Origin of the sequence: Marinomonas phaeophyticola (genome assembly GCF_026966905.1) — a bacterium.
Taxonomy (GTDB): Bacteria; Pseudomonadota; Gammaproteobacteria; order Pseudomonadales; family Marinomonadaceae; genus Marinomonas; species Marinomonas phaeophyticola.
Window position 1 is genome coordinate 524,375 of record NZ_JAPUBN010000013.1, and the last position, 12,056, is coordinate 536,430.

Below are 12,056 nucleotides of genomic sequence, written 5' to 3' on the forward strand. Positions count from 1 at the left end.
CGATTGTGTTTTTTCTTGTTCTCGATGAACCATACAGCAGTGTGTATACCATGAATTTAAATTACTTACCTTTTGAACAGCCAATTGCTGAACTTGAGCAAAAAATTGAAGAACTTCGTTTAGTCGGCAACGACAATAAACTCAACATAGGCGATGAAATCAGTCGTCTAGAAGAAAAAAAGTGGCTTTAACCCAAAGCTTGTTTAGTAATTTGGGTGCATGGGAAGTATCACAACTTGCTCGTCACCCAAAGCGTCCTTATACCTTGGATTACATTGAGCATGCCTTTACGGATTTTGAAGAAATGCACGGGGATCGTCATTATGCTGACGATCGGGCGATTGTAGGTGGTATTGCTCGTTTAGATGGCCGTCCAGTGATGGTGATTGGCCATCAAAAAGGTCGTGAAGTGAAAGAGAAAGTTTTACGTAACTTTGGTATGCCTCGCCCTGAAGGGTATCGTAAAGCATTGCGCTTAATGGAAACGGCGGAACGTTTTAAAATGCCGATCATTACTCTTATTGACACCCCTGGGGCGTATCCTGGTATTGGTGCCGAAGAGCGTGGTCAAAGTGAAGCCATTGCTTTTAATTTAGCTGTAATGTCGCGTTTAAAAACCCCAATCATTTCTACCGTAATTGGTGAAGGTGGTTCTGGTGGTGCATTGGCTATAGGGGTTTGTGACGAACTCATGATGCTGCAATACGGTACTTATTCTGTTATTTCCCCAGAAGGCTGTGCTTCTATTTTGTGGAAGAGTGCTGATCGAGCATCGGATGCGGCAAAAGCAATGGGTATAACCTCTGATCGCCTAAAAGAATTAGGTATAGTGGACACCATTGTTCCAGAACCTATGGGAGGCGCTCATATTGCTCATGCACAAATGGCGCAAAGCTTAAAAGAAAATATTCTTGCTGCACTTGAACGTATGGACGAGTTTAGTATGGATGAATTGTTAGAGCGTCGTTATAGCCGTTTAATGTCTTACGGTCTGTAATTTCTCTAATCAAGAATAGCCTCCTTTATAGGGGGCTTTTTTGTTTGTAATGTGGCTCTATTTTATTTGGAGTGTTTGTCTATGCCTATTTCACTAAAAAAAGAAGATATTAATTTCTTACAATCAAATCAAATTGACACCCTTGTTATTGGTTTGAGTGGAGGTGTGGATTCGATGGTGCTATTGCATGCAATTGTGCAACTGGCTTTGTCTAAAAAGGTGATAGCCGTACATGTGCATCATGGGCTTAGTAAGAATGCGGATGATTGGTTATCGCATTGTGAGCGGTTTAGCCAAACCTTAGCTGTCCCTTTTTATAGTCATCGAGTGTCATTGGATTTAGATAAAGGCTCATTAGAAGAAAAAGCGAGGGATGCTCGATACAAAGTGCTTGAAGAATATATCTCGCCTAAAAGTGTGCTGTTATTAGGTCATCATATGGGAGACCAGGCAGAAACCATACTTTTTCGTTTATTAAGAGGGACCGGAGGAAGAGGTTTGGCTGGCATTCCTCATATTCGAAAACTGGGGCAAGGTCTTTTATTACGCCCTTTAATGCATTTGTCTAAACAAGCCCTTTACGATTACGCAAAACAGCACCATTTATCTTGGGTTGAAGACGAATCAAACTCTGATGTGCGTTATAGTAGAAACAAAATTCGAAATGAGTTAATGCCTCAGCTTAAAGCGATCGCCCCGAAAATAGAAGCGCAGCTGACCCATACAGCGAATAGAATCCACACGGATTATTCAATATTGGATCGATTAGCTGGTCGAGTGGTTGGCTCTCATATAAATGAGTGGGGTGGGCTTAGGTTAACAGACCTGCATGAACAGCCAATAGAAGAGCAAATTTACTGGTTGCAATATTATTTAAGAACACAGGATATTAATGCAACTTATGCTCAGTTAGAAAACCTAGCGAGTAGCCTTGCTGGAGAGGTTGGACAACAGCCCTTAATACAGTTATCGGATAAACGGTTGCAGCGCTTTCATGGATGTTTGTATGTATTGCCTCAGTCTGTTCCAGTTGTTACATTGCCTATTGAGGTAGGTGTTACTGTGAGCCGAGCATTTGATCAAGTGCGGGTAGAAGGTGTTGGGCAATTTGAACTCAAACCGCGTCCAAGCCAAGTTAGCTTGCTTATGCCTTCCGGTCAGCACCGGTCGTTGAAAAAATGGCTTAATGACCAACAGATACCAATTTGGTGGCGAGATCATCTACCTTATCTTTTTCAAAATGGGGTGCTGGTGGCTATAGGAAATCTTTGGCGAGAACCTGAGCAGGTTGACATCAGGATAGATTGGGTAATAAATAATAAGCTTGTGTTTCCTAAACCAAGCAAGATTCATATTCAAAACGAGCATGACTCTTGGACGCTTGAATGATTTTTAGACACTAAAGAAACTTATTTATTATTCAGAAATCCCAAGTCACTCCTTGCTGGCGCGAATACTGATATTAGCGCCAGCAAGGAGTGTCGGTTTAATTTGAATAGCGAGCGGCGTCAATGATTGACCATAGGTGAACTAATGCACCCACAATCCACATAAAGAAAAGTATCACGGTTGCGCTTAATGCATAGCACACAGCCGTTACTATAAAAAACAGAACCGCTTTCATGATGCGCCCCTGAACCAGCTGTCCCAACCCAGGTATGAAAATATTACAAATTGCGGCGATTACGTTACCGCCTGAACCTTGTTTTGCCATATTGATGTCCGTTATTAACGTCTTGTCGAGTTTTCAATTAGTTCTTAAGTGTAAGTGTAGATGCTTTAGATTGAAAGCTGTTTTCTAGCACTCACCCACACACTTAACATCGCAGCGACTATGAATGGAATCATGAGGATATTGAGTACTTCCCAGCCAAATACATTTTGCCAATAGCCCGCTAAAACACTGCCAATAGTTGCACCAGTGAAAACTAAGAAATCGTTTAACCCCTGTACTTTGGCTTTGTCGGCCGGTTCATAGGTTTTGGTCAATAGGGTAGTGGCACCAATAAAGGTAAAGTTCCAACCAATGCCAAGAAAAATCAGAGCTGTCCAAAAATACCAATAGCCAGAGCCAAACTGATTTAATATAACGCACGTCAATAATAGCAAACAACCAGATTGTATAATCTTAGTCGTACCGTATTTTTGGATTAATTTACCGGTAAAGAAAGAAGGTGCAAACATGCCCAGCACATGCCATTGAATCACGGTGGCGGTATGACCAAAATGAAATCCATGACCATGCATAGCCAGGGGCGTTGCAGTCATTACAAGTGTCATCACGGCATAACCAATGACTCCCGAGGTAATCGCGGCGACTAGATTCGGTTGCTTTAATAGCGTTTTGTAGGATCTTGGGGTACCGGTTTGCTCTTCATGGGTTGGTTGTCGAAGAGGCAGCACAAGAATGAGTAAAGTGGTAAAAATATAGAGTACTAATAAGGCCGCAAAAGCCCCGAGGTATTGGGTGTCGGGAACCATAAATTCAGCCCAAATAGCCATGTTAGGCCCTAAAATAGCGGCAATCACCCCAGCGCCCATAATCAAGCTAATGGCCTGCGGTGTTTTATCATTAGGGGCATTTTCAATCGCGGCAAATCGATATTGTTGACCGACGCCGATGGCCATTCCCAAGAGTAATGTAGCGAAACAAAATAGAACAAAGTTTTCGCTTTTTAGTGCGTAGAAAGCAATCGTAGCACCAATGATGCCAACGAGATTGCCAATGAAAAAGCCTTTTTTGCGTCCTAAGGCTCTCATCATTAACGCTGCGGGTAAGGTAATCCCCATTAGCCCTAAGAACTGAGTTGCTATTGGTAAAGTAGCTAAAGATAAGCTCGGAGCCAATTTTTGTCCAATCAAAGCCGTAACAGAGACAAGCAGAATATTGCCGGTAATCAGTAATGCTTGTCCTAGGGCCAGCCCCCAAACCGTAACTCCTAGCATGTTTGTGTCCTTTTGTTGTGTTATTGCATCATGATGAGCGGAATAATATAGCAGAATAAGAAAAGGGATTATGGCTTTTTAGATGGTCTTTTTTCATTTAAAGTTGCAATAAATGCATTTAGACAATCGATTCTTTTGTCTAAATGCATTATTTTTAGCAAAGTTAGATGAGCTGTAAGCCCATCATGGCTTGCTTGATGATTTGTTTGCTTTGATCGGATAATGGCATGACAGGTAAGCGACACTCATCCGTGCACAATCCTAATAATGACATGCCATATTTTACGCCTGCAGGACTTGGTTCGCAGAATAGGGCGTCATGCAGAGTGAAGAGTTGGTCTTGTAAGGCTTGCGCTTGAATAAACTCACCAGCTAAGCAAAGTTTATGTAACTCGGCTACTTTTGCTGGAGCAATGTTTGAAGTGACAGAGATACAACCGTGTCCACCACCTGCATTGTAAGCAACCGACGTTAAGTCGTCGCCACTTAGGAAGCTGAAGGGCTTTTGGATTAAAGCGCGTTCGCGGATTGGACGTGTAAGATCGCCCGTTGCGTCTTTTACACCAAGGATTCTTGGTAATTCAGCAAGTTTCGCCAGGGTCTCAACTTCTAATCCCACAATGGCACGAGGTGGAATGTTGTAAACCACAATCGGTAGCTCTGAGTTGTCATGTACAAAGCGATAGTGTTCATACAGGCCAGCTTGGTTGGGACGGTTGTAGTAACCTGCCACATGTAAGGTTGCATCAGCGCCGGATTTTAGAGCGTGATCTGAGTATTCAACGGCTTCGACAGGGTTATTGGAGCCCGCACCTGCGATTACAGGAACGCGTTTGTTGGTTTCTTCGACTGTGATTTCAATAACACGTTTGTGTTCTGCTTCAGACAGGGTTGGGGATTCGCCCGTGGTACCAACAGGCACCAAACCATTAATGCCCTCATCAATCTGCCAGCGCACGATGCGTCTTAAAGCGTCTTCATCCAGTTGACCATTAATAAAAGGGGTTGCTAAAGCTGTAATTGCGCCGCGAAACATAAAATTGTCCTATTTAATATGACGCCAGCAGGGGAAGTAAACAAAAAAGGAATGCCTCACAACCTGATGGCTGTCGAGGTTAAAGATACTTACTTTAAACGAGCAGCCGTAATGTAAGGTTTATTTACCTTACATTTTTTTGCTACCTGTTTATAAGAAAATACGTTCATGATGATCTCTTCAAAATTGTGCTTTTATCCTGCCTAATCCCACTGGCTGTGTCAATTAAAACTTCAACATTCTTAAGAACCTATCTCCCCTTCCCAAAACCCTAGTAGAATATAAAATATAGCTCTGGCCTTCAGGCCGACAAAGTACTTTTGAGTCATTCAAACTTTCTTGGAACGCACAAACACAAAAAGCCGGCGTCTTTTCTGCTTGCGACACTGTCGTCGTCAGCACAGAAAAAACGCAGACTTTTCATCTAGCGATCACATCACACCTAAAACGAGAATCTTCAAGGTCGGCATTTATGCCGACAAAACTATCTACCCCCGCAAGCCCTATTGGAACCTAAAATTTAGGTAGGCCCTTAGGTCAACAAAGTGTTTTAGAGGCTCGATGGTAATCGAATTTCGCCAAGCCTACGAACAAGGAGCCTTATCGACGATTGAAAAGACAACGTTGGATGGCACACTGAGTCAGTTATAGCCATGGATTCGCCACTGTATAACCGCTTAGTAGTTAAATTTCTTTTGGAATCGAGCATGGAAAAGCAAATAGAATCGTATTTGGCAACGGATTTTGAGAGGAAGTTGTTCTCGGCTTCGGCTGCGTATTTAGAGAACAAAGATGACCCGCTCAGGATTAATAGCTTTGCCTATTCTTTAAGGGAGCTTATTCGTAATGTTTTTGAGCGACGCGCTCCAGAGGAAAAGGTCAAGTCTTGCTCTTGATTCAAAAAAGAAACTGATAACGGGAAGCCAAGTAGAAAGCAGAGATATATCTATTGTGTTCAAGGTGGTCTAACTCACAAGTTCGTTTCCGACGAGTTAGGTATGGATGTTTTTGGACCATGGAAAGAGATCAAAGAAACTATCGATTCTCTTTCAAAGTTTACGCACGTCAATGAAACTACCTTCGACATAACAGATGAAAAATGCCAAAGTCTTTCTGAAGAAGCGCTTGGTATCTTACTGTCAATATTCAACATGATAGAAGATACAAGAAATGAATTACATTGTGAATTAGCCTCTCATATCGACAGCGAACTGATGAGCACATTCATTTCTAATAGCATGCCTGATATCGACATTCTCAGCCATCAAAGTTACGTTGAACACTCGGAGGTTACTGACTACGAACTAACTGACATTGATAATTTAGAGGTGATATTTAAAGGGGAAGGTGGAAGGTGTTGCTCATGTTTCTCAAAATTACGGTAAAGGTGACGATGCTTGTGAAATAAATGAGGAATACCCTTTTGAGTTTACAGGGTCTAGCAGTGTTACCAAGCCGTATGATTTATCCATACCTCCCGAAAGTATTTCAATAGATGTTAGTAGCTGGTTTGGCGAGGAATAATTTAACAAGGCTGTCTAGTACGCGCCTATCGGCGCCGAACAAATTTTCCGTTGCTCGTTTTGCACTTTAACGCTACGCTAGCACAAAAAAATCAACTACAAATTTGCCGCTAACAGCGGCGTTAGTTGCCTTCTTACTCCGGTGGAAAATTCTGTTTTTGGTGTAAAACTCGCATGATTCTAATCGTTTCACCATCAACCCAATAAGAAACAATCATTGATACTTCTGGAATAATTAGCACTCTTCCATGAAACATGTCTCTTTTTACACCCATTAGTGGATGCTCTAGTAAGCTCTCAACTTTAGTTTCAATAATTTGGTCAGTTTTTTCAGCTGCACTTGGATTAAAGTCAAAAAGAAACTCAAAGATTTTTTCACGATCATTTAGTGACTCTTCTTCCCAAAAAATCATGACTTATCTCTATTACGGATTTTTTGTTTTCTTGCTTCCATTAAGGCTTTAGCGTCATCATGTACAATAAAGTTAGCTTTTCCGTTGTCAAACTTGTTAAATGCTGCATTTATTTGTTCTTTTAACCATGTATCATGGCTCATAGATTTACGTTGTTCTTCAGCTAAGCTTTCCGTAAGTTCGCGGCATGCGTCACTTAAAGTTCTGCCTTGGCTTTCAGTCATTAGCTGCGCTAAGCGCTTAGTTTCTTCATCGACTCTAAATTGAATTCGAGTATCCATTATAAATTACCTCAAAATTATTTTTGTACACACAAATGTTAGCACTGAGGTTGTGTCAAGGCAATTAACACACCAATAATACAGGCCACCCATAAGGTTATTGATCTTTTTTTGATCACGATCTAAACTAGAAAAATCAAACTCAAGGATGAGGAAAAGAGTAATCTAAGACACCCATGTAGTTTATTTATTTCAATTAGTTAGGTGATTACACCGTATATAGATGTAAAAGAAAGTAAGTATTTGAGCGGTAATCTAGAGTTTGGGACTTCCTTTGCCGCTCTTCCTGGCGGTTTATTTGAAACTTGTAATAAAGCTGTTAGTTAAAAGGTCAGGTTAACGTGAAAAATTTTACGCTTTTATGTTTAGTCACTATATTGAGTTTCGGAGCTCTTGGTGAAACCTTTCTAGAAGGTCTTGCACTAAGTATTTCTGAAACACCGTATTCAGCCATTATTGAACCTATTAGCTATACGACCCATCATGAAATTGAAAATCACGAAATGATCACAATTGTACGAGCAAAAATGATCCGTTCTATTAGAGGGTCGCTAGCTCAAGAATTTGATTTTATTGTTGCTTCTGAAATTGGTGATACACTCGGTAAAATTGGTGAGCCAATTCTTATCTCTTTTTGTGAATTCGATGAAAATTTTTACTTTGCAGGCGTAGGTTCTGCTTTTATACCAACTAAAAACATTCAAATGCATGCAGAACGAATAGCAAAAAATGTGAGCAAGACTCAAGTTGACTATGACTTTTGTTAAATTAGGTGTTAAGTAACAGGTAACCCGGTTTATGATAAGAGCAATACAGACCCCATCATGTTATTGAATTTTCACAGTTGGGTGTCTTTGATTTCTTGTTTTAGTGTGATGATTGACTCAATTAGAGCATTAACGATCTCTTTAATTTATAACGTGTTGTGCTTTTTAGGTGGGGTTGTATGAATGAGTTTGATAAATTGCTTAGGATAGCAAAGCGTAAATCAACGTTTGATGATAGCAACAAATGGTCAAGTGGCTCAGAGACTTATCTGGTTGAAATTAAAAATGAAGTAGATGAAGTCTTAGAGGAAATGCCTAAATCTCGGAAGTGTTATTTAGAAGATGAGTTAGGCGATGTTCTTTGGGATTACCTTAATGCCTTGGTCGCTTTAGAAAAAGAAAGAGGAGTTAATGCTAGAGAGGTTATAGCGCGAGCTTGTCAAAAGTATGAAGAAAGAATATCGGCCATCGAATCAGGTGATACTTGGTCAAACATTAAAGAGAAGCAAAAAGCATCCCTAGAAAAGGAATATCAATCTAATACATAGCTCACTTTCCGTAACAAGTGTAACCTCCCATGCCGTTATGAGGTGTCCATCACTTTATTGGTACTTATATGACCACTGTCTAAAAAGAAGAGCAAACTCAAGGATGAGTTGATCATTATGATTAGGGGAAGAAGCGAATAAAATCAGTTTGCGACAGTAAGTGATTTTTTACTAAGCCTATTACCGTATCAAAACACAATAGACAAGGCCCAGTAGGGCGTCTACCATAATTTAATTCACTTAGGTTTGTAAAAATGCGCTATCATAGAGGGTTATTTTCCTAGCTTTGAGCCCTATATAAATGACCAATGTTACCATTCCTGTCAATTTCACTGAACTCGGCCTTATTTCTCCCTTGTTAGCCCGATTAACTGAGTTGGATTATCAGCAGCCAACACCGATACAGTCACAAGCCATCCCCAGTGTCTTAGCAGGACATGATCTCATCGCAGGTGCGAATACCGGTTCAGGTAAAACAGCGGCTTTTGCGTTACCTCTCTTACAGCACTTACAGTCTGATATGTCTTTAGCTGAAAAAAATGGCAAAGGTAACTATGTTAGCCGATTGATTTTAGTGCCTACTCGAGAGCTTGCGAAACAGGTAGCGGACAGCATTAAGTCTTATGCGGTTCATTTTAATGGCGCAATTAAAATCCTAGCCGTTTTTGGTGGTGTTTCGGTTAATACTCAAATGCTTGCCTTACGTGGTGGTACCGATATTTTAGTGGCAACACCGGGTCGATTGCTGGATTTGATTTCCAGTAACGCCGTTAAATTAGATAAGGTGAAAACTCTAGTTCTGGATGAAGCGGACCGCATGTTAAGTCTAGGTTTTGCCGATGAGATCGCTGAACTCTTGGCGCTAATGCCGAAGAAAAAACAAGTCTTATTATTTTCTGCCACCTTTCCAGAACAAGTGAAAACGTTAACCCAAGAATTGCTTAATAATCCTATTGAAATACAAGTGCAAAGTGCTGATGCCAGTACCTTGGTGCAGCGTGTGTTTACGGTCAATAAAGGTCAGAAAACCGCTGTCTTAGAGCACTTAGTTAAACAATATCAATGGCGACAAGCGTTGATTTTTGTGAATTCTAAAAATAGCTGTAATCATTTAGCAGATAAACTGTTGAAACGAGGGATTACAGCGGAAGTGTTTCACGGAGATAAGGCTCAAGGCGCTCGCAGTCGTGTATTAGACGGTTTTAAAAACGGTGAAGTCGATGTATTAATTGCTACCGACATTGCCGCTCGTGGTTTGGACATCGAAAAACTGCCTGTTGTCATTAATTTTGATTTACCAAGAAGTCCTGCTGACTACATGCATCGTATTGGACGAAGTGGTCGTGCCGGGGAAGTTGGATTGGCGATTTCACTTATAGACCATGAAGATTATCATCATTTCAAAGTGATTGAGAAAAAGCACAAAATTTGGCTTGAGCGAGAACAAATAGAAGGCTTTGAAGCAAATGAAGACGTCGCGATTGCAGTCGATAAGCCAATGGCTAAACCTGAAGGCAGTGGTAAGAAAAAACGTAAAAATAAAGCTTCAAGTAATATGGGCTTTGAGGGTTAAACGCGGACATAAAAAAGAGGCTTGGGCTCTGTTTGTTGATTTACGGATTTAATTGCTGAGTGTAACGGCCCTCAAACAGAAGAAAGAACTTACTGTCACTAAAAAGTCTTGGGGGTTAAGTAGTATGCTGATGGTCTGTAATCAGCGAATTTCTTTCACTTAAGGCGTTTTATACTATCGGTGAGGAAATCAAGATCACATAGGCGGGTGGATTTTTACATTGAGTGAATGGTCATCAAATGTTACTATTTTCTCCCGTCCTAATGCACACTTTGTTGTGCTATTCATACTCATACGAACATTCAATTTAAGGCGGGTTTAACACTCATGGCGACACGATATATTTTCGTCACTGGCGGCGTAGTTTCTTCTCTTGGCAAAGGCTTAACGGCTGCCTCTCTTGCTGCAATTCTTGAATCCCGTGGTTTAAAAGTGACCATGCTTAAATTGGATCCTTATATCAACGTTGATCCAGGGACAATGAGTCCTTTTCAACATGGTGAAGTTTTTGTGACCGATGACGGTGCGGAAACGGATCTTGATCTTGGTCACTATGAACGTTTCATCTCGACTAAAATGAGTAAGCGTAATAACTTTACAACCGGTCGTGTTTACCAGCATGTATTGAAGAAAGAGCGCCGTGGTGATTATCTAGGCGGTACGGTTCAGGTTATTCCTCATATTACTGACGAAATTAAACGTCGTGTGCTAATTGGTGCGGAAGGTGCTGATGTTGCTTTGGTTGAAATTGGTGGCACCGTGGGGGATATTGAATCCCAACCTTTCTTAGAAGCGGTTCGCCAATTAAAAGTAGAGTTGGGCTCTCATCGTGCAATGTTTATGCACTTAACGTTAGTACCTTATATTCGTACTGCAGGTGAAACCAAGACCAAGCCTACTCAGCACTCAGTAAAAGAACTGCGCTCAATTGGTATTCAACCTGATATTTTGATTTGTCGTTCTGAAGTGGCAATTGAAGCACCTGAACGTAAGAAAATCTCCTTATTTACCAGTGTTGATGAGCGTGCGGTCATTTCACTGCCTGACGCCGAAACTATTTACAGCATCCCAGCCATTTTGAATGAACAAGGTTTGGACAGCTTAATTGTTGAGCGCTTTAATCTTGATTGCGGTATTCCAGATATCACTATTTGGAATAAAGTGGCTAAAGCAAAATTGAACCCTGAGAAGCAAGTAAATATTGCTATGGTGGGTAAATATATGGAGCTTTTGGATGCCTATAAATCGTTAATCGAAGCAATGGATCATGCTGGAATTCATGCACGCACAAAAGTAAAGCTGCACTACATTGATTCAGAAAGTATTGAAACCAATGGCACTGAGGTGCTTAAGGGGATGGATGCCATTCTGGTTCCTGGTGGTTTCGGTGAACGCGGTGTGGAAGGTAAAATTCTAACGGCACAATACGCACGTGAAAACAAAATTCCATATTTAGGTATTTGCTTAGGTATGCAAGTAGCCGTGATTGAGTTTGCTCGAAATGTAGCGAACCTTCCTGGCGCACACAGCACAGAGTTTAATCTTAAAGCAGAGAACCCAGTTATTGGTCTAATTACAGAATGGACTAATGCAGAGGGTTCCAAAGAGATCCGGTCAGAGGAGTCCGATCTAGGTGGCACGATGCGCCTAGGTGCTCAAAACTGTAATTTGCTAGAAGGGTCAAAAGCCCACCAAGCGTATGGTAAAGCAGTTGTGAGTGAACGTCATCGTCATCGTTATGAAGTAAATAACTATTATCTTTCAGAACTTGAAGAGGCAGGTTTAACGATCTCAGGTCGTTCTGCTGATAACTCTTTGGTGGAAATGGTTGAGATTAAAGATCACCCTTGGTTTGTAGCTTGCCAGTTCCATCCTGAATTTACTTCATCACCTCGTTATGGTCATGGATTATTCAGTGCGTTTGTTCATGCGGCATTAAAATATGCTGGCAAAGAAAAGTAGTTTGAACAAA

Annotated in this window: 12 protein-coding genes and 2 pseudogenes; 9 read left to right on the plus strand and 5 right to left on the minus strand. The window is 41.0% G+C overall.

Annotated elements, in window-relative coordinates:
* Positions 1-50 precede the first annotated feature (50 nt).
* Positions 51-997: pseudogene (accA, locus tag O1D97_RS08625) on the plus strand (acetyl-CoA carboxylase carboxyl transferase subunit alpha).
* 81 nt (positions 998-1,078) lie between these two features.
* Positions 1,079-2,386, plus strand: coding sequence for a tRNA lysidine(34) synthetase TilS (gene tilS / locus O1D97_RS08630; RefSeq protein WP_269124705.1), 1,308 nt, complete (start codon positions 1,079-1,081; stop codon positions 2,384-2,386).
* Positions 2,387-2,483: 97 nt separating this feature from the next.
* Here the strand turns inward: tilS and O1D97_RS08635 are convergent, their stop codons facing one another.
* The 3 genes from O1D97_RS08635 to dapA all read right to left on the minus strand — a co-directional run bounded on the left by O1D97_RS08635 (position 2,484) and on the right by dapA (position 4,979).
* Entirely contained in the window at positions 2,484-2,711 is a 228-nt protein-coding gene (locus tag O1D97_RS08635; RefSeq protein WP_269124707.1) for a hypothetical protein, read from the minus strand.
* Between the two features lie 65 nt (positions 2,712-2,776).
* Positions 2,777-3,943 (minus strand): MFS transporter, encoded by a 1,167-nt coding sequence (locus tag O1D97_RS08640; protein ID WP_269124708.1) that lies wholly within the window; start codon positions 3,941-3,943, stop codon positions 2,777-2,779.
* Positions 3,944-4,106: 163 nt separating this feature from the next.
* Positions 4,107-4,979 carry a 4-hydroxy-tetrahydrodipicolinate synthase gene (gene dapA / locus O1D97_RS08645; RefSeq protein ID WP_269124710.1) on the minus strand — a complete coding sequence of 291 codons (873 nt, stop codon included), beginning with the start codon at positions 4,977-4,979 and terminating at the stop codon, positions 4,107-4,109.
* Positions 4,980-5,686: 707 nt separating this feature from the next.
* Here dapA and O1D97_RS08650 point away from each other — a divergent pair.
* From O1D97_RS08650 to O1D97_RS19890, 3 genes and pseudogenes are all read left to right on the plus strand, one after another.
* A pseudogene (locus tag O1D97_RS08650) lies at positions 5,687-6,100 on the plus strand (pPIWI-associating nuclease domain-containing protein); the annotation flags it as partial.
* A 30-nt stretch (positions 6,101-6,130) separates the two neighbouring features.
* Positions 6,131-6,364, plus strand: a complete 234-nt coding sequence (locus O1D97_RS08655) for a pPIWI-associating nuclease domain-containing protein (protein WP_269124828.1) — start codon at positions 6,131-6,133, stop codon at positions 6,362-6,364.
* The gene (locus O1D97_RS19890) at positions 6,327-6,503 is read left to right on the plus strand and encodes a pPIWI-associating nuclease domain-containing protein (RefSeq protein ID WP_428981109.1); all 177 of its coding nucleotides are present in this window, start codon (positions 6,327-6,329) and stop codon (positions 6,501-6,503) included. The genes O1D97_RS08655 and O1D97_RS19890 overlap by 38 nt, the downstream gene beginning before the upstream one ends.
* A gap of 133 nt (positions 6,504-6,636) precedes the next feature.
* Here the strand turns inward: O1D97_RS19890 and O1D97_RS08660 are convergent, their stop codons facing one another.
* Together O1D97_RS08660 and O1D97_RS08665 are read right to left on the minus strand one after the other, a co-directional pair.
* Complete coding sequence (locus O1D97_RS08660) at positions 6,637-6,915, minus strand: type II toxin-antitoxin system RelE/ParE family toxin (RefSeq protein ID WP_269124712.1); 279 nt, start codon at positions 6,913-6,915, stop codon at positions 6,637-6,639.
* On the minus strand, positions 6,912-7,196 hold the full coding sequence (locus tag O1D97_RS08665; protein WP_269124714.1) for a damage-inducible protein J: 285 nt from the start codon (positions 7,194-7,196) through the stop codon (positions 6,912-6,914). The genes O1D97_RS08660 and O1D97_RS08665 overlap by 4 nt, the downstream gene beginning before the upstream one ends.
* Before the next feature lie 341 nt (positions 7,197-7,537).
* Between O1D97_RS08665 and O1D97_RS08670 the strand changes: the two genes are divergently transcribed.
* From O1D97_RS08670 to pyrG, 4 genes are all read left to right on the plus strand, one after another.
* Positions 7,538-7,963 carry a hypothetical protein gene (locus O1D97_RS08670; protein WP_269124715.1) on the plus strand — a complete coding sequence of 142 codons (426 nt, stop codon included), beginning with the start codon at positions 7,538-7,540 and terminating at the stop codon, positions 7,961-7,963.
* A 179-nt stretch (positions 7,964-8,142) separates the two neighbouring features.
* Positions 8,143-8,511, plus strand: coding sequence for a MazG nucleotide pyrophosphohydrolase domain-containing protein (locus tag O1D97_RS08675; RefSeq protein WP_269124717.1), 369 nt, complete (start codon positions 8,143-8,145; stop codon positions 8,509-8,511).
* A 301-nt stretch (positions 8,512-8,812) separates the two neighbouring features.
* Positions 8,813-10,084 carry a DEAD/DEAH box helicase gene (locus tag O1D97_RS08680; RefSeq protein WP_269124718.1) on the plus strand — a complete coding sequence of 424 codons (1,272 nt, stop codon included), beginning with the start codon at positions 8,813-8,815 and terminating at the stop codon, positions 10,082-10,084.
* A gap of 327 nt (positions 10,085-10,411) precedes the next feature.
* The gene (gene pyrG / locus O1D97_RS08685) at positions 10,412-12,046 is read left to right on the plus strand and encodes a CTP synthase (protein WP_269124720.1); all 1,635 of its coding nucleotides are present in this window, start codon (positions 10,412-10,414) and stop codon (positions 12,044-12,046) included.
* Positions 12,047-12,056 lie beyond the last annotated feature (10 nt).

Excerpts from the sequence above, each read along its gene's own strand:
- O1D97_RS08675 (WP_269124717.1), top strand. The coding sequence starts at position 8,143 with ATGAATGAGTTTGATAAATTGCTTAGGATAGCAAAGCGTAAATCAACG.
- O1D97_RS08665 (WP_269124714.1), bottom strand. The coding sequence starts at position 7,196 with ATGGATACTCGAATTCAATTTAGAGTCGATGAAGAAACTAAGCGCTTA.
- tilS (WP_269124705.1), top strand. The coding sequence starts at position 1,079 with ATGCCTATTTCACTAAAAAAAGAAGATATTAATTTCTTACAATCAAAT.
- O1D97_RS08635 (WP_269124707.1), bottom strand. The coding sequence starts at position 2,711 with ATGGCAAAACAAGGTTCAGGCGGTAACGTAATCGCCGCAATTTGTAAT.
- dapA (WP_269124710.1), bottom strand. The coding sequence starts at position 4,979 with ATGTTTCGCGGCGCAATTACAGCTTTAGCAACCCCTTTTATTAATGGT.
- pyrG (WP_269124720.1), top strand. The coding sequence starts at position 10,412 with ATGGCGACACGATATATTTTCGTCACTGGCGGCGTAGTTTCTTCTCTT.
- O1D97_RS08655 (WP_269124828.1), top strand. The coding sequence starts at position 6,131 with ATGATAGAAGATACAAGAAATGAATTACATTGTGAATTAGCCTCTCAT.
- O1D97_RS08680 (WP_269124718.1), top strand. The coding sequence starts at position 8,813 with ATGACCAATGTTACCATTCCTGTCAATTTCACTGAACTCGGCCTTATT.
- O1D97_RS08640 (WP_269124708.1), bottom strand. The coding sequence starts at position 3,943 with ATGCTAGGAGTTACGGTTTGGGGGCTGGCCCTAGGACAAGCATTACTG.
- O1D97_RS08660 (WP_269124712.1), bottom strand. The coding sequence starts at position 6,915 with ATGATTTTTTGGGAAGAAGAGTCACTAAATGATCGTGAAAAAATCTTT.